Annotated in this window: 15 protein-coding genes and 3 tRNA genes; 9 read left to right on the forward strand and 9 right to left on the reverse strand. The window is 58.6% G+C overall.

Translation table 11 applies throughout. The features are described from left to right. Positions 1-109 precede the first annotated feature (109 nt). From SANT_RS17535 to SANT_RS24905, 6 genes are all read left to right on the forward strand, one after another. Positions 110-196 (forward strand) — tRNA-Leu (locus tag SANT_RS17535). A 40-nt stretch (positions 197-236) separates the two neighbouring features. After that, positions 237-323, forward strand: a tRNA-Leu gene (locus SANT_RS17540). A 99-nt stretch (positions 324-422) separates the two neighbouring features. After that, a tRNA-Leu gene (locus SANT_RS17545) sits at positions 423-509 on the forward strand. A gap of 440 nt (positions 510-949) precedes the next feature. After that, positions 950-2,053, forward strand: a complete 1,104-nt coding sequence (locus SANT_RS17550) for a GGDEF domain-containing protein (protein WP_081730475.1) — start codon at positions 950-952, stop codon at positions 2,051-2,053. 674 nt (positions 2,054-2,727) lie between these two features. Then, complete coding sequence (locus SANT_RS17560) at positions 2,728-3,249, forward strand: type 1 glutamine amidotransferase domain-containing protein (RefSeq protein WP_025423562.1); 522 nt, start codon at positions 2,728-2,730, stop codon at positions 3,247-3,249. Between the two features lie 582 nt (positions 3,250-3,831). Further along, positions 3,832-4,224 carry a GIY-YIG nuclease family protein gene (locus SANT_RS24905; RefSeq protein ID WP_025423564.1) on the forward strand — a complete coding sequence of 131 codons (393 nt, stop codon included), beginning with the start codon at positions 3,832-3,834 and terminating at the stop codon, positions 4,222-4,224. On the opposite strand, the gene SANT_RS17575 is transcribed toward SANT_RS24905, so the two are convergent. Together SANT_RS17575 and ubiT are read right to left on the reverse strand one after the other, a co-directional pair. Continuing rightward, entirely contained in the window at positions 4,221-4,742 is a 522-nt protein-coding gene (locus SANT_RS17575) for a GNAT family N-acetyltransferase (protein ID WP_038668749.1), read from the reverse strand. The genes SANT_RS24905 and SANT_RS17575 overlap by 4 nt on opposite strands. Further along, the gene (ubiT, locus tag SANT_RS17580; RefSeq protein ID WP_025423566.1) at positions 4,736-5,263 is read right to left on the reverse strand and encodes a ubiquinone anaerobic biosynthesis accessory factor UbiT; all 528 of its coding nucleotides are present in this window, start codon (positions 5,261-5,263) and stop codon (positions 4,736-4,738) included. Before ubiT ends, SANT_RS17575 begins: the two co-directional genes overlap by 7 nt. A 289-nt stretch (positions 5,264-5,552) precedes the next feature. Between ubiT and ubiU the strand changes: the two genes are divergently transcribed. The 3 genes from ubiU to SANT_RS17595 all read left to right on the forward strand — a co-directional run bounded on the left by ubiU (position 5,553) and on the right by SANT_RS17595 (position 8,898). Then, entirely contained in the window at positions 5,553-6,548 is a 996-nt protein-coding gene (gene ubiU / locus SANT_RS17585) for a ubiquinone anaerobic biosynthesis protein UbiU (RefSeq protein ID WP_025423567.1), read from the forward strand. Between the two features lie 14 nt (positions 6,549-6,562). Then, positions 6,563-7,441, forward strand: a complete 879-nt coding sequence (locus SANT_RS17590) for a U32 family peptidase (RefSeq protein ID WP_025423568.1) — start codon at positions 6,563-6,565, stop codon at positions 7,439-7,441. A gap of 443 nt (positions 7,442-7,884) precedes the next feature. Next, complete coding sequence (locus SANT_RS17595; RefSeq protein ID WP_025423569.1) at positions 7,885-8,898, forward strand: luciferase-like monooxygenase; 1,014 nt, start codon at positions 7,885-7,887, stop codon at positions 8,896-8,898. A 211-nt stretch (positions 8,899-9,109) separates the two neighbouring features. Here SANT_RS17595 and SANT_RS17600 read toward each other — a convergent pair whose 3' ends face one another. From SANT_RS17600 to rbfA, 7 genes are all read right to left on the reverse strand, one after another. Beyond that, entirely contained in the window at positions 9,110-10,978 is a 1,869-nt protein-coding gene (locus SANT_RS17600; RefSeq protein WP_025423570.1) for a DEAD/DEAH family ATP-dependent RNA helicase, read from the reverse strand. Between the two features lie 11 nt (positions 10,979-10,989). Beyond that, positions 10,990-11,049, reverse strand: a complete 60-nt coding sequence (yrbN, locus tag SANT_RS24910) for a protein YrbN (RefSeq protein ID WP_376744496.1) — start codon at positions 11,047-11,049, stop codon at positions 10,990-10,992. Between the two features lie 105 nt (positions 11,050-11,154). After that, the gene (gene nlpI, locus SANT_RS17605) at positions 11,155-12,042 is read right to left on the reverse strand and encodes a lipoprotein NlpI (protein WP_025423571.1); all 888 of its coding nucleotides are present in this window, start codon (positions 12,040-12,042) and stop codon (positions 11,155-11,157) included. Positions 12,043-12,174: 132 nt separating this feature from the next. After that, positions 12,175-14,292 (reverse strand): polyribonucleotide nucleotidyltransferase, encoded by a 2,118-nt coding sequence (gene pnp / locus SANT_RS17610; protein ID WP_025423572.1) that lies wholly within the window; start codon positions 14,290-14,292, stop codon positions 12,175-12,177. Between the two features lie 261 nt (positions 14,293-14,553). Then, positions 14,554-14,823, reverse strand: coding sequence for a 30S ribosomal protein S15 (rpsO, locus tag SANT_RS17615; RefSeq protein WP_025244770.1), 270 nt, complete (start codon positions 14,821-14,823; stop codon positions 14,554-14,556). Between the two features lie 117 nt (positions 14,824-14,940). After that, entirely contained in the window at positions 14,941-15,882 is a 942-nt protein-coding gene (gene truB / locus SANT_RS17620) for a tRNA pseudouridine(55) synthase TruB (RefSeq protein ID WP_025423573.1), read from the reverse strand. Next, positions 15,882-16,298 (reverse strand): 30S ribosome-binding factor RbfA, encoded by a 417-nt coding sequence (gene rbfA, locus SANT_RS17625; protein ID WP_025423574.1) that lies wholly within the window; start codon positions 16,296-16,298, stop codon positions 15,882-15,884. The genes truB and rbfA overlap by 1 nt, the downstream gene beginning before the upstream one ends. Positions 16,299-16,328: the final 30 nt, after the last annotated feature.

A 16,328-nucleotide genomic window follows, 5' to 3' on the forward strand; every position in this document is an offset into this window, starting at 1 on the left:
ATTTTTTTGCAGCAAACGCCCGCGAAATCACAAATAATCATTGACCTTAACGCCAAAACCTCTAAAATCCGCCTCCGTGGTAACAGCCTTAAGCGGCTGTCCGTGTCAGGCGAAGGTGGCGGAATTGGTAGACGCGCTAGCTTCAGGTGTTAGTGTCTTAACGGACGTGAGGGTTCAAGTCCCTCTCTTCGCACCAGCACAGACCACAAAGTCGTAGCGGTAGAGCCAGCCTGCGGGCGAAGGTGGCGGAATTGGTAGACGCGCTAGCTTCAGGTGTTAGTGTCTTAACGGACGTGAGGGTTCAAGTCCCTCTCTTCGCACCAACCGGCGGTTCTCCTCGTTAGCGCGCGACGACGTCAACCTAGGTTACGGCCCTTTTCCTCTGCCGCACCGCGGTCAAACATGCAGTCACATTGATTTGTGCGAAGGTGGCGGAATTGGTAGACGCGCTAGCTTCAGGTGTTAGTGTCTTAACGGACGTGAGGGTTCAAGTCCCTCTCTTCGCACCATTGTCAATGTCTCGCTTCGCGTTCCTCTTTTGTTGCGTCAACCTCTAACAGGCTGCTTCGTTCGCCTTCCTTAGGCCTGCGCGATATTCCTTTGCCCACGCCGGCAACCCGCAACTGATTGGATCAACTCACCATCTGAACATAGGCGATGCTGCCCACCGTCGCGCTGGTTGATTTGCGATCGCTTTGCCACAGCGCGACCGGTTTCGACGCTCTCGGTTTACTGACGCGGGTGCACGGCGATGTCCTTTAATCTGGCATGGTCTTTTACGCTGTCGCCGAGCGTAGTTAATGACAATCGCGGCTAAAGCTGGTAAATTGAGCGCAAAGCGAAAAATTAAATTCAGGTATAAAAACGCTTGGGGATTTATAGCGATCCGTTATTTTCTCGCAACATTATTTATTATTAGTTTTCACAGCCGGGGCTTATACGTTTGTCTATGTCTAAAACTTATAACACCTATGAGGAGCTCCGCCAAAGTAAGCTTCGCACATCGCTGCTGCTATTTTTGTTACTAAATATCGCCTTTTCTCTTTTTTACGTGGTGAGCGCGATAAATAACAGTCGCCAGCCGTCAGCGGCGGCGATAATCGTTGCGGCGTTATCGCTCACCGTTTTGGTAATAAGTCTCTTTCGGATGCGCAGTTATGCAGTTTCATTGAATTATCTTGCAATTATTATCGGCATCTCCTGGGCCTGGCATATTCTGTTTCGATTCAATCAGCTAGCCACACCCGATAAAACATTTCTTCTTTATAGCCTGATGACGGTCTTTTTCATTAGCGCTATTACGCTTGCCGATAATTTATTGGCGTTTTGCCTGCATAGCCTGCCTTCGGCCGTGACGGTGGTGGTGCTGGATGAGTTTAGCCATATCGTCATGCTGCTATTTACTATCGTGCTGCCGCTTATCAGTTTCTCCTTGCACCACTTGATGCAAAACCGCAGCGAGGCTTTCACTATCGACCTGGTGAAACGCCTAAGCGAAGAGCGCGAAAAATTCAGCGATCTCAGCATGATCGATCCGCTTACCGGCCTCTACAACCGCCGCGGTCTGCATAACAGGCTTGAGGGGCTGCTCGGCGCGGGCGGCGGGACGGGCTGCCACTATTTGCTGCTGCTGGATATCGACCATTTCAAGGCGTATAACGATAATTATGGCCATAGCATGGGTGATAAGGCGCTGACCGCGGTGGCGGTGGCGATACGCGACGCCGTACGCTCCCGAGACGTCGTGGTACGCTACGGCGGCGAAGAATTTCTGGTGCTGCTGATTGATGTTGATGAAACCGAAGCGCTGACCCTGGCCGAGAACGTCCGGCAGGCGGTGCTGGATCTGAAAATACCGCATCTCTATAACCAGGAAGCGTCCACCACCGTTACGCTGAGCGTGGGTATTGCCTCGCTAACGGGCGCCAATATTGATGCGTCATTAACCGCCGCCGACCAGGCTCTCTATCAGGCGAAACATCAGGGCCGCAACGCGGTAAAATTCGCCGGACTGCCCGTCGGGGAGAAATCGCCCTCTTCCGCCGAACGCTAACGCTGTTAAATGTTAATCGCCCATTAAGCTTCATTCGCCGCCGTTATTCGTTGCCACTCTAACCGCCTTAATCAAAATAACGGCAAAGTTGAGTATTATCCGAATGCCGTCGGTCACCTGCCGCACGGATATTTGCGGCATTATTACCGCCGCGAAACTATTTATTTTAGCAGTATTTATCCTCGCGGGCGGCGTTAAAAGATCCTCGCCTACGCGCCGGCAGTATTTACCCACCCGGCCGACATTTAACCGGCCTCGCGACGCGCTATTTTGCGCGGATTTAAAATAGCAAGATTTTACCGAAACGCTCAGCTCCATTGTGCAGTGGAATCAGGGGACTACCTAATTCTTTTTACCTCGCGATGAACAAAGCACTTTTTATCCTTTTGCCGCGCGGATAGTATTGCCTACCAACAGCGGCTTTCGCGCCTAGCGCAATTCAGGTTGCGCCGTATCTACCGGTCGGGGTCCGCAAAGTTGACATCGGCGAGACAGGGGTGACGTTGACGGCGATATCGGCATAAGCGGCAGCGGCAGCGGCAGCGGCAGCGGCAGCGGCAGCGGCAGAAAATCATAACCCCTTGATTGGCAACAGCATACTCTCTTCAATTTGCTGAGCGGTCGATCCGGCACTAGGCTTAGGTGAGGCCATCATTCAGCAGAAGGAGGACATGATGAGCAAGAAAATCGCCGTTTTGATTACCGATGAGTTCGAGGATTCCGAATACACCTCGCCGGCACAGACCTACAAACAGGCTGGGCACCACGTGGTCACTATCGAGAAGCAGGCGGGCAACACCGTCACCGGTAAAAAGGGAGAAGCCACCGTCACTATCGATAAAGGCATTGATGACGTTCAGCCCGCGGATTTCGATGCGCTGTTGCTTCCGGGCGGCCATTCCCCCGACTCGCTGCGCGGCGACGACCGGTTTGTCAATTTTACCCGCGCTTTCGCCGACAGCGGTAAGCCGATATTCGCGATTTGCCATGGCCCGCAATTGCTTATCAGCGCCGATGTGGTGCGCGGCAAAAAAATGACCGCCGTGAAACCGATCGTAGTGGATTTGAAAAATGCGGGTGCCGACTTTTTCGATAAAGAAGTCGTAGTGGATAACGATACGCTCGTCACCAGCCGGACGCCGGATGATCTGCCGGCGTTTAATCGAGAATCCCTGCGCATCTTGAATAAGCCTTAAGCTGTCCCCTCCCCCGGCCCCGGCCGCACGCCGGGGCTTTTTTATGCCGCATTTTCACCACCAGCCGGCACCGCCTGCCGCGGAGAACTGCAGGGGCGGCAGCGACGGAGACAGCCCGGTACGCACAACCTGACGGAGACAGCCTGCTAGGCACAGCCTTTAGGGGACGCCGGTGGAGACTACCTACCGAGAGGCGAGCAGGGGAGCAGCCTGCTGAGATTAGCGGAGGGGCCAGCGCCAAAACGAACGTCCTGTCAGAGAGGCAACGCGACGAAGGCGGCGGCGCCAGAGATGCGCCTTAGACGGGGCGGTAGCGGTGGCCGGCGGATTCCGCTACACTCGGCGCTGCACCCGCCAACGAGGTCAACGAGGTCAGCTAAGCCAGCTAGGTCAACGAGGTCAACCAGGTCAGCCAGGTCAACGAGGTCAGCTAGGCCAGCCAGGTCAGCCAGGTCAGCCAGGTCAGCCAGGTCAGCCAGGTCAGCCAGGTCAGCCAGGTCAGCCAGGTCAGCCAGGTCAGCCAGGTCAGCCAGGTCAGTTAAGCCAGCTACGCCAGTTAGGTCAACTTAAGGGATCACCACCATGAGCAGCACCCTCTGGCATCTTTATCTCATCCGCACCGCCAGCGGCATGCTCTACACCGGCATCACCACCGATGTACAGCGGCGCCTTGAGCAGCATCAACGCGGCGGCGGGGCCAAATCGCTGCGCGGTAAGGGACCGCTAACGCTGGTGTTTCAGCGTCCGGCGGGCGACCGCAGCAGGGCGTTGCGTTGGGAATACCGGGTGAAACAGCTGTCGCGGCGGCAAAAAGAGCGCTTTGTCGCCTTGCAGGAACAGGCGCTGGAATGCTTCGGGCTGCTCGCTGGCGAGGCACCTGCGCCACCCTTGGATGGAAGGCCGCTTGCATCAGCGCCCTCAACGCCCACGCCGGGCGCGCAGCCGGCGGGCGCCAAGACTGCCCGCCCGGATTAATGGCCCGTTCTTAATGCGGGGTGGGCGAACGGCGCGGGCCAGGAGACTTCCCCGCTTATGCCGTCCAGGGCGTTGTCCGCCAGCGTGAACAACTGGAACGCCGCCTCGGTGCCCGGCCAAGACGTGCGCAATTGCCAACGCGCGGCGGGCTCGAAGCCAAAACGGTGAAACCAGGACGGATCCCCCAGCGTCACCACCGCGCTGTAGCCGAATTCATTGAGCGTATCCAGCCCTTCATAAACCAATTGGCGGCCGATGCCCTGCCCACGCCAGGCGTCGTCTACCGCCAGCGGCGCCAGCGCTACCCACTGGTGATCCTCGCCGTCGATCCAGACCGGGCAATAGGCGGCATAGCCGATCACCCCGCCTTCGTCATCGGTCGCCACCACGCCCAGGGTCAGCAGCCCGTCTTCCCGCAGCGCGCGCACCAAGGCGGCTTCGCTCTCCCGATTGAACGCCCGCTTGAGCAGACTGTCGATCCCCGGCGCATCCACCGGGATTTCCATTCGAATCAGCAAGACTGTGATACGCGATGGCCGTTGGCGGCGATCGCGTCCTCTTTCAGGCCGGCTTCCACTATGTCGGCCAGCTGTTGCAGGGCGTGGCGCAGCAGGGCCGGCATGCGCTCAGGATCGATGGCGTCCAGCAGGTTTTTAACCGTCAGGCCAAGTTCCGTATCCCCTTCGATACGCAGCCGGCGTTGGAAAAACAGCGTGTCCGGATCTTCGCGCCGGGCGGCTATCATCAGCAAGTCATTCGCGTTACTGGTGAAAATAACGTCCGGCGTGGGATGCTGTCTCACCCGCAACTGTCCGTCGCGCAGCGTCATCGCCCAGCTCAGCCCCAGGTCGTCGACATTGATTTGCAACCAGCGGCCATCCAGAAAGTCCAACTCGCCTTCTTCCAGCGCTGAACGAAACTGCCAGTGCAACACCTGTTCCAGGACCTGGCGCCGTGCGGCAAATGGGGTCATTTTAATCGGCAAGCGCAACAGCGACGGCCCCCGGCGCACCAGCTGTGCTCGTAGTTTCTCCCACACTGTTTTCACTCCTTCAAAAAAAGTTATTGCCCATTTTGCCACAGCGGCCGGCGCACGCAGGGGCCTATATCAATGTTTCGCACAAAAACGTCGCGATTTACCACCGCCGGCGGCGGTTTTCCCCTGCCATTACGCCATAAACTGCCCCAAATCAAAATCCCTTCACCCGCCCTTATTTACAATTGCCGGCAGGCCCACGCGGCAAATGCTGTTAATTCAGCCTGTTGGCCTGGAATTATTTCTTGCCCTTGCCGGCTTCGGCAACGGGTGGCCACTTCTTGGGAGCTTTATGGAACTGCTCTGCCCAGCCGGTAATCTACCGGCACTCAAGGCGGCGATTGATAATGGCGCCGACGCGGTGTATATCGGCCTGAAAGACGATACCAACGCCCGTCATTTCGCCGGCCTCAATTTTACCGATCAGCGCTTACAGGAGGCGGAGCGCTATGTGCACCGTCACGGGCGCAAGCTGCATATCGCTATCAATACCTTTGCCCATCCCGACGGTTATGCCCGCTGGCAGCGCGCGATAGACATGGCGGCGCAGAGCGGCGCCGATGCGCTGATTCTGGCAGACCTGGCGATGCTGGCCTATGCCGCCGAGCGTTATCCCGCCATTGAGCGCCATGTTTCGGTGCAGGCCTCCGCCACCAATCAGGCGGCTATCCGCTTTTATCAGCAACAATTTGACGTCGCGCGGGTGGTCCTGCCGCGCGTGCTGTCGATCCATCAGGTGAAACAGCTCGCGCAAGTAAGCCCGGTGCCGCTGGAGGTGTTTGCCTTCGGCAGTCTTTGTATCATGGCCGAAGGACGCTGCTATCTCTCGTCCTATTTAACCGGTGAATCGCCCAACACGGTCGGCGCCTGCTCACCGGCGCGTTTTGTCCGCTGGCAGCAAACCGCCGCCGGGATGGAGGCGCGACTCAACAATGTACTGATTGACCGCTATCAACCTGACGAAAATGCCGGTTATCCCACCCTGTGCAAGGGCCGCTATCTGGTGGACGGGCAGCGCTATCACGCATTGGAAGAGCCCACCAGCTTGAATACGCTGGCGCTGCTGCCGGCGCTATTCGCCGCCAATATTGCCTCGGTGAAAATCGAAGGACGCCAGCGCAGCCCCGCCTATGTCAGTCAAGTGACCCGCGTATGGCGGCAGGCCATCGATCGCTGCCGCGCCAATCCCGACGCCTACCGGCCGGAGGATGCCTGGAATCAGACGCTGGCGGCGATGTCGGAAGGGGTTCAGACCACCCTCGGCGCTTATCATCGCCGCTGGCAGTAACAGGAGAGTCAGACATGCGCTATTCTCTCGGACCGGTACTGTATTATTGGCCCAAACCGACGCTGGAAACCTTCTACCGGCAGGCGGCGGAAAGCCAGGCCGATATTATCTATTTGGGTGAAACCGTTTGCAGCAAACGCCGGTCAATGAAAACCGGCGATTGGCTGGCCATGGCCAGGCAACTGCTGCCGAGCGGCAAGCAGATCGTGATATCCACCCTGGCGCTGATTCAGGCGCCCTCCGAACTCACCGAGCTGAAACGCTACTTGGATAACGGCGAGTTTTTACTTGAGGCCAATGATCTCGGCACGGTGCAGCTGGCGGCGGAGCAGCGGCTGCCCTTCGTCGCCGGCCCGGCTTTGAATTGCTATAACGCCTATACGCTGCGCATTTTGCTGAAACAGGGGATGGTACGTTGGTGTATGCCCGTCGAGCTGTCGCGCGAATGGCTGAGTAACACGCTGGAACAGTGCGAAGATCTGGGGATCCGCGGCCGTTTTGAGGTGGAGGTTTTCAGCTATGGCCATCTGCCGCTCGCCTGGTCGGCGCGCTGTTTCACCGCCCGCTCGGAGAACCGCTCGAAGGATGAGTGCGAAACCTGCTGTCTCCATTACCCCCAAGGGCGGCCGGTGATGACGCAGGAGCAGCAACAGGTCTTCGTGCTGAACGGCATCCAAACCCAGAGTGGCTACTGCTATAATCTGATTAATGAACAGGTGTCCATGGCAGGGCTGGTGGATGTGGTACGCCTGTCGCCCCAGGACCTGTCTACGCCTGGGCAGGTAGCGGCGTTTCGCGCCAACCAGCAGGGGCAACATAACGCGGTGCTAAGCGGTCAGAAAGAATGCAACGGCTACTGGCGACGCATTCCCGGCCTGGCGCTGGTGGAATAATGCCCGAGACGCGGGCAAACATGCAGGGTTCAGTGCAGCCACTCTCGCGCCGCAGGGCATCAATGCCAATGATGTTGAGCGTTAGCGCCGGCGGGGCGGTACATCAGCGCGGGTGATGTGACCCTTCACGCCGGCGCCGCGGTGCATCAGCGCGGGTGATGTGACCCTTCATGCTGACGACGCGGGGCGTCAGCGTGGGTGATATGAGCCTTCACGCCGGCGCCGCGGTGCATCAGCGTGGGTGATATGAGCCTTCACGCCGGCGGCGCGAACGGCCACCGGCGCATTAAGGGTAACACCCCTGGCGCCGCGCCACCCTACAAGCCATCGCCGGCCTAATAACCACAATAAATAATGGGCTATCGCTGCCCGTATTTTTAGTTAATACTCATAGTTATCATTAGCCGACAAAGTTGCGGCACAGACAACCTGTGAGTATGCCCATGCTAACTAAACAGACACCGATTCCCTTTTCCGTACTGGATCTCGCTCCGGTGCCGCAGGGCGCGACGCCGCGCGACGCGTTCCATGCCTCGCTGGATTTGGCGCGCCACGCCGAACAATGGGGCTACCACCGCTACTGGATGGCGGAACATCATAATATGACCGGCATCGCCAGCGCCGCCACTTCGGTGCTGTTGGGGTTCATCGCCAACGGCACCACTACCCTGCGCGTCGGCTCCGGCGGCGTCATGCTGCCGAACCACTCGCCGCTGGTGATTGCCGAGCAGTTCGGCACGCTGGCTACCCTTTACCCCGGACGGGTGGATTTGGGGCTAGGCCGCGCGCCGGGTACCGATCAGCGTACCATGCTGGCGCTGCGTCGGCATCTGGCCAATGACGTGGATAACTTCCCGCACGATGTACAAGAGTTGTTAGGTTACTTCGCTGACGTCAAACCGGGGCAGCCGGTGCAGGCGGTCCCCGGGCAAGGATTGCATGTGCCGATTTGGCTGCTGGGCTCCAGCCTTTATAGCGCACAGCTGGCGGCGGCAATGGGTCTGCCCTTCGCTTTCGCCTCCCATTTCGCGCCGGACATGTTGTGGCAGGCGCTGAGTCTCTACCGCGAGCATTTCACGCCGTCGCCCACCCTGGCACAGCCTTATGCCATGGTCTGTATCAACGTGATCGCCGCCGACAGCGAGCGCGACGCCCGCTTTTTGTTCACCTCGATGCAGCAACAATTTATCAACCTGCGCCGCGGCCGGCCGGGCCCGTTGCCGCCGCCGGTGGAAGATATCGAGGCGCTGTGGTCGCCGGGTGAGCAATACGGCGTTGATCAAGCGTTGCGGCTGTCGGTAGTTGGCGATGCCGCGCAGGTCAAGAGCGGGCTACAGGCCCTGATAACAGAGACCGGCGCTGACGAACTGATGATTAATGGCCAGATTTTTGATCATCAGGCGCGTCTGCGTTCATTTGAGATTGCCATGGCGGCGCGGGAACACCTGAAGGATTAGCAGCGGCGGCTGAGTCAATGCCCTTTGGCGCCACCGGCGCGGCACACCATAAAAAAACCCGCCGGCAGGCGGGTTTTTTGTCATCAGCGGCACGGCATGAGCGCGGGGCGCACGGAGGTCTCGGGCGCGGAGCCAGTCACCTCCCTTCATCCCCCAGCGCGCAACGCCGCCCTACGGCGGCGTTCGTCATGCCTGGCGACGACCTCGGCGGTTATGCATCGCCACCGAAACGGCGCCGGCCGGCCGGTGCGGCGTCACCGTCGCGGCGCGGCGCACGCTGACCGTCACGGTTGAACCGACGTTCACCGCCGGCAGCGCCATCGCGGCGATCGCCGAAGCTGCGACGGCCGCCGTCACGGCGTTCACCGCTGTAGTTACCACGGCCTGCGCCCGGACCGCCACGGCGTTCGCCGCCGCGCGACTGCGCTTCACCGACAAACTGCATATTCATCGGCTTGTTCAGAATACGCGTGCGGGTGAAGTGAGACAGCATTTCTCCCGGCATGCCTTTCGGCAGCTCAATGGTCGAATGGGAGGCGAACAATTTAATGTTGCCGATATAGCGGCTGCTGATATCCCCTTCGTTGGCGATCGCCCCGACGATATGGCGGACTTCCACGCCATCATCGCGGCCCACCTCGATACGGTAGAGATCCATTTCGCCCACATCGCGGCGTTCGCGGCGCGGCGGACGCTCGCCGCCATCGCGGCGCTCGTCGCGCTCGCGGAATTCACGGCGCGGACGGCGTTCAATCACCGGATCCGGCGGCAGAATCAGCGGGCGTTCGCCTTGGGCCATTTTCAACAGCGCCGCGGCCAGCGTTTCCATATCCAGCTCTTCCGCCGGCTGCAGTTTGGCCAGCAGGGCGCGGTACATATCCAGATCGCTGCTTTCCAGCTGGTTTTGCACCTTGGCGGCAAACTTGGCCAGGCGGCGGGTGCTCAACACCTCGGCGGTCGGCAGCTCCACTTCGGGGATGGTCAGTTTCATGATGCGCTCGATATTGCGCAACAGACGGCGCTCGCGGTTTTCCACGAACAGCAGCGCCCGACCGGCGCGGCCGGCACGACCGGTACGGCCGATACGGTGCACGTAGGATTCTGAATCCATCGGAATATCGTAGTTCACAACCAGGCTGATGCGATCAACGTCCAGGCCGCGGGCGGCGACGTCGGTGGCGATCAGAATATCCAGGCGGCCATCCTTTAAGCGATCCAGCGTCTGCTCGCGCAGCGCCTGGTTCATGTCGCCGTTCAGGGCAGCGCTGTTGTAACCGCTGCGCTCCAGCGCTTCGGCCACTTCCAGCGTGGCGTTTTTGGTGCGCACGAAGATAATGGCGGCGTCGAAATCTTCCGCCTCCAGGAACCGCACCAGCGCTTCATTCTTGCGCATACCGTGAACCGTCCAGTAGCTCTGGCTGATATCGGGACGGGTGGTCACGCTGGACTGAATACGCACTTCCTGCGGCTCGTTCATGAAACGGCGGGTAATGCGGCGAATCGCTTCCGGCATGGTGGCGGAGAACAGCGCGGTCTGATGCTGCGCGGGCACCTGCGCCAGAATATTTTCCACGTCTTCGATAAAGCCCATGCGCAACATCTCATCGGCTTCGTCCAGTACCAGCCCGCTCAGATTGGACAGATCCAGCGTACCGCGCTTCAGATGATCCAGCAGGCGGCCCGGGGTGCCGACCACAACCTGCGGCCCTTGGCGCAGCGCGCGTAATTGCACGTCATAACGCTGTCCGCCGTACAGGGCGACCACGTTGACGCCTTTCATATGTTTGGCGAAATCGGCGCAGGCTTCCCCGACCTGTACCGCCAATTCGCGGGTCGGCGCCAGCACTAGCACCTGCGGCGCGGCCAGTTCGGGATTGATATTGTGCAGCAGCGGCAAAGAGAAGGCCGCGGTTTTACCGCTACCGGTCTGCGCCATGCCCAGTACATCACGGCCGGCCAGCAGATGCGGAATACAGGCGGCCTGGATGGGTGACGGCTTTTCATAACCGAGATCGTTCAGTGCGTTAAGGATAGGAGCTTTCAGCCCCAGATCGGCAAAAGAGGTTTCTACTTCAGACATGTACACGTGCCTCATTTCTTAATGGCGGCCAGTCTACATACCTCGTCGTGAAAACTTTCATTCATTTTCATCAAAAGTGTGAACCGGCTCAAATTGGATTTAAAACGAAAAAAACTAGCCCTCACCCTCGCAGGTGAAAAAAGAGTAATGCGGGCTACGTATGTTTTGTTCGTCAGCTATTGCTGGTCCGATTCTGATAGGTCGTCTTGCCCTTGGCCCAAAAGCGCCAATTCCAACAATGCATAGCGGTGCTCAACAAAGTTATGCACGTTGTTAGCAACCGTCAGTTTGAACAGCGCCGAAGCGGCGTTCTTGTCCCCCAGACTCAGGTAGTGTTTACCTAAATAGAAGTCAGTTTCACTGAGATGCTCGGCGAGCGAAGTGTTATCCGTTGCGTCCGCCTTGAGGCGCGCCATCAGCGTCGATTCGCTAATGTCCCCCAGGTAGAACTCGACAATATTCCATCCCCATTGCCCTTTATTCGCCCTCACATAACGGCTTTGCAGCGCGTTACGCGCTTTACCATCGTCGATTTTTTTCTCGACCAGGAAAAGCCACAGCGAGCGGAAGGGATCGTTTGGGTCGTCGCGATAAAACGCCTGCAGATCATCCTGCGCTAAACGGTAGCGGCCGCCGTAATACAGGGCGATGCCACGGTTTAAATACGCGTAGTTGTAAGTTGGATCAAGCTCTAGTACAGAATCAAACGCTTCATAGGCGGCATCGTAATTGCCCGCCTGCGTTAAGTATATGCCAAGATAATTAAAAACTTCCGGCATATCGGGTCGGATTGCCAGCGCCTGTGAAAAATCATTGCGCGCCAGCGCTCTCAGCCCAAGACTATCATACAGCACTCCGCGCTCATATAATAGCTGTGCTCGTTCATCATCGGTAAGGGCCCGGCTCGCCAGTATCTGTTCCATACGCGCCAGGATGACTTCTTGCTGTAGCGTGGGCTGCAAAGGTACGGCCAGAACGCTATCTTTACTACGCCAATCACTGTTGCTGCATCCTGCCAGCATTAACGCCATTGCAACGAACCACCAGCGCAAGTAAGGCCTCATTTCCCACTCCCGAAGAAAAACATTGGATGAACGTCCTGTCCCCCATCGGCTTAACACAAGGCGTCCCGCCCTTGTGATACGAACAGCTCCCCACCGGGGCAAGGAGCTGTTAAATGCGCTAACAGTTTAAGGCTATTCTGCTTCAGGCACCACGGCGTCCTGGCTGGGGGCACTGGCTTCCTTGATGCTCAGACGAACGCGACCCTGACGGTCAACTTCCAGAACCTTGACCGGCACTTCCTGGCCCAGTTCAAGATAGTCAGCCACTTTCTCTACACGCTTATCGGCAATCTGGGAGATATGCACCAGCCCTTCTTTGCCGCCGCCGATGGCAACAAAGGCGCCAAAGTCCACGATGCGGGTCACTTTACCATTATAAATCCGGCCCACTTCGATTTCCGCGGTGATCTCTTCAATGCGGCGAATCGCGTGACGGGCTTTATCACCGTCGGTGGCCGCCACTTTCACGGTACCGTCATCTTCGATTTCAATCGTCGTGCCGGTTTCTTCGGTCAGCGCGCGAATAACCGAACCGCCTTTACCAATCACGTCCTTAATCTTATCGGGACTGATCTTAATGGTATGAATGCGCGGCGCGAATTCGGAAATATCACCCCGCGGCGAGCTGATTGCCCGCTCCATCACGCCGAGGATGTGCATACGCGCGCCCTTGGCTTGATTCAGCGCCACCTGCATGATTTCGCGGGTGATGCCTTCAATTTTAATGTCCATTTGCAGTGCGGTGACGCCTTCACGGCTGCCGGCAACTTTAAAATCCATATCGCCCAGATGATCTTCATCACCCAGAATATCGGATAACACCACGAAGTTGTCGCCTTCTTTCACCAGCCCCATGGCGATACCGGCAACGGCCGCCTTGATGGGCACCCCGGCGTCCATCAGCGCCAGCGACGCGCCGCACACGGAAGCCATGGAGGAAGAGCCGTTGGATTCGGTGATTTCCGATACCACGCGCACGGTGTACGGGAATTCGCTGGCGTTCGGCATCACCGCCAGAACGCCGCGCTTCGCCAGACGGCCGTGGCCGATTTCCCGGCGCTTCGGCGACCCCACCATGCCGGTTTCACCGACGCAGTACGGAGGGAAATTATAGTGTAGCAGGAAACGGTCTGTCCGTTCACCCGTCAATTCATCAATATTCTGCGCATCGCGTTCGGTGCCGAGAGTGGCGGTGACCAACGCCTGGGTTTCGCCGCGGGTGAACAGCGCCGACCCATGGGTACGCGGCAGTACGCCGGTGCGCACGTCCAGGCCGCGGATCATATCTTTTTCACGGCCGTCAATACGCGGTTCGCCGCGCAACACCCGGCTGCGCACCACATTTTTCTCCAGCGTGCCCAGGATGTCTTTGATTTCGCCTTCGTCCAGGGTGTCGTCCTGGCCGGTCAGGGCTTCAACGACATCCGCTTTAATGGCATCCACCGCGGCATAGCGCTCTTGCTTTTCGGTGATGCGATAGGCGTCGCCCAAACGGGATTCCGCCAGCTCGGCGACCCGCGCCTGGAGAGCGACATTAACGTCCTGCGCCTGCCATTGCCACTTCGGCTTGCCGGCTTCAGCTACCAGCTGATTAATGTTGTCGATCACCACCTGCTGCTGATCGTGGCCGTACACCACGGCGCCCAGCATTTGGTCTTCGCTTAACAGTTGCGCTTCGGATTCCACCATCAGCACCGCATTCTGGGTACCGGCCACCACCAGATCCAGGCGGCTTGTAGCCAATTCAGCCTGGGTCGGGTTCAGCACGTACTGATCGTTGATGTAGCCCACGCGCGCGGCGCCGATAGGGCCGCTGAACGGAATGCCGGACAGGCTCAGCGCAGCGGAAGCGCCAATCATCGCCACGATATCGGGGCTCACCTGCGGATTAACCGATACTACGGTGGCGATAACCTGCACTTCGTTCAGGAAACCTTCCGGGAACAGCGGACGGATCGGACGGTCGATCAGACGCGAAATCAGCGTTTCGCCTTCGCTCGGACGGCCTTCACGGCGGAAGAACCCGCCCGGGAAACGGCCCGCGGCGTAGGTCCGCTCCTGATAGTTGACGGTGAGCGGGAAGAAGCTCTGTCCCGGTTTTGCTTGTTTGGCGCCCACAACGGTCACAAACACCGCCGTGTCGTCCATGCTTACCATGACTGCGGCAGTCGCCTGACGGGCCATCATACCGGTTTCCAACGTGACGGTATGCTGACCGTATTGAAACTTGCGAACAATCGGATTTAGCAAAATAATTTCCTTTTTCAAAGTGCGCGGCGCTTTCAAACTCGCCGCCCACCGTTGACTAACAACCTTCTCATCGCATCCTCGCGACTAATGACAATCTTTATTCCCCGGAATAAAGCCTCTCATTAGCCGCGCGAACCTCAGCAATGGAAGAATCTACTTAGCGTTCACCGCGGCGCGGGCGAAACTATCCCCCGCCCCGGGGTGGGCGCTGCCTAGAAGAAAGGGGCCACATAAGGCCCCTTTCTCCTGAAACTGTCTGGCTTAGCGACGCAGACCCAGGCGTTCGATAAGGCTGGTGTAACGCGCCACATCTTTGCCTTTCAGGTAGTCGAGCAGCTTACGACGCTGTGAAACCATACGCAGCAGACCACGGCGGCTATGGTGATCTTTTTTATGTTCCGCAAAATGGCCCTGCAAATGGCTAATCTGAGCGGTTAAAAGAGCAACCTGAACTTCAGTGGAACCGCTGTCTTTGGCATCACGGCCGAAATCAGAAACAATTTTCGCTTTCGCTTCAACACTTAGAGACATTATAACACTCCAAAATGATTGTGAAATAGATGGGCGCCGATCTCTAATTCAGCCACCCGCTTCATAAGCCGCGCTATTCTACTCTCAGCCCGTGGCGATCGCAAGGCGATTACATGATCAGGCACGCGGTTCCGCTATCAGGCGGCGCGGTGTCAGCCGGCCTGGCGCGGCGATTTCGCCGATGCCGAAGAAACGCCCGGCATCCCCCTCGGTCAAGCGTACCAGACCGGCCTGCGGCTGCGCTGTAACCGCTACCGTTTGCCCAAGCCGGACCCGCGCGGCGACATCAGACGGCAGATTAACCGCCGGCATATCCGCCACCGCGCTGTCCATCGGCAACAGCAGCGCATCCAGTTGCGCCAGGGTTTCCGGCGTCTCCGGCGCGTCGGCGGCGATGGCCTGCAGCGCCGCAAGCGTTACCATACGCTCGGTGGGGTAGCGGGCGACCGCCAACCGACGCAGCGCCGTGACGTGCGCGCCGCAGCCGAGACGTTCACCCAAATCATCGATAATGGTGCGGATGTAGGTGCCTTTGGAACAATGAATTTCCAGTTCCACCTCCGTCAGGTCCCAGTGGTGTAACTGCAAATCGTATACGTGGATGGGGCGCGCCTCGCGCTCTACGGTAATACCTTTGCGGGCGTACTCGTACAGCGGACGCCCCTGATGCTTCAGCGCCGAAAACATCGACGGCACCTGCCGGCTTTCGCCGCGGAAGTGGTCCAGCGCCGCCTCCAGCCGCGCTTGGTCCAGCGATACCGGCCGGACGCTGACCGTCTGGCCTTCGGCATCGGAGGTATCGGTGCGTTCGCCGAGCCGGGCGGTCACCCGGTAGCGTTTATCGGCCTCCAGCAAATGCTGGGAAAACTTGGTCGCCTCGCCGAGGCAGACGGGCAACATGCCGGTCGCCAGCGGATCCAGCGCGCCGGTATGCCCAGCTTTGTTGGCGCGAAACAGGCGTTTTACCTTTTGCAGCAGATCGTTGGACGAAAGCCCGAGCGGTTTATCCAGCAAGACGATGCCGTCGATATCACGGCCACGGCGACTTGGACGGCCCATCAGTCTTCCTTCCCCTCGCCGCCTTCATCGTCCGCCGGGATTGTGCCGCGGCGCAGGCGGTCGTTTTGCACCACCTGGCTGACCAGGTTGGACATGCGCATGCCCTCTACCAGCGAATTATCGTAGGCGAACGTCAGCTCCGGCACCACGCGTAGACGCATGGCTTTGCCGAGCAGGCTACGGATAAAACCCGCCGCATCCTGTAGCGCCCGGACGCCGGTTTTCACCTGTTCGGGGGTATTGTCATTCAAAAAAGTGACGAACACTTTGGCATAAGCCAGATCGCGCGAGACTTCAACGCCGGACACCGTCGCCATGCCGACGCGAGGATCTTTGATTTCGCGCTGCAGGATGATGGCGATTTCCTTTTGCATCTCCTGTGCGACGCGCTGGGTGCGGCTATATTCTTTGGCCATGGTAAATTCTCCAGACAAGCAGGGGGGCTT

Source organism: Sodalis praecaptivus (assembly GCF_000517425.1).
Lineage (GTDB): Bacteria > Pseudomonadota > Gammaproteobacteria > Enterobacterales > Enterobacteriaceae > Sodalis_A > Sodalis_A praecaptivus.

Excerpts from the sequence above, each read along its gene's own strand:
- SANT_RS17550 (WP_081730475.1), top strand. The coding sequence starts at position 950 with ATGTCTAAAACTTATAACACCTATGAGGAGCTCCGCCAAAGTAAGCTT.
- SANT_RS17560 (WP_025423562.1), top strand. The coding sequence starts at position 2,728 with ATGAGCAAGAAAATCGCCGTTTTGATTACCGATGAGTTCGAGGATTCC.
- SANT_RS24905 (WP_025423564.1), top strand. The coding sequence starts at position 3,832 with ATGAGCAGCACCCTCTGGCATCTTTATCTCATCCGCACCGCCAGCGGC.
- ubiU (WP_025423567.1), top strand. The coding sequence starts at position 5,553 with ATGGAACTGCTCTGCCCAGCCGGTAATCTACCGGCACTCAAGGCGGCG.
- SANT_RS17590 (WP_025423568.1), top strand. The coding sequence starts at position 6,563 with ATGCGCTATTCTCTCGGACCGGTACTGTATTATTGGCCCAAACCGACG.
- SANT_RS17595 (WP_025423569.1), top strand. The coding sequence starts at position 7,885 with ATGCTAACTAAACAGACACCGATTCCCTTTTCCGTACTGGATCTCGCT.
- SANT_RS17600 (WP_025423570.1), bottom strand. The coding sequence starts at position 10,978 with ATGTCTGAAGTAGAAACCTCTTTTGCCGATCTGGGGCTGAAAGCTCCT.
- nlpI (WP_025423571.1), bottom strand. The coding sequence starts at position 12,042 with ATGAGGCCTTACTTGCGCTGGTGGTTCGTTGCAATGGCGTTAATGCTG.
- rpsO (WP_025244770.1), bottom strand. The coding sequence starts at position 14,823 with ATGTCTCTAAGTGTTGAAGCGAAAGCGAAAATTGTTTCTGATTTCGGC.
- truB (WP_025423573.1), bottom strand. The coding sequence starts at position 15,882 with ATGGGCCGTCCAAGTCGCCGTGGCCGTGATATCGACGGCATCGTCTTG.
- rbfA (WP_025423574.1), bottom strand. The coding sequence starts at position 16,298 with ATGGCCAAAGAATATAGCCGCACCCAGCGCGTCGCACAGGAGATGCAA.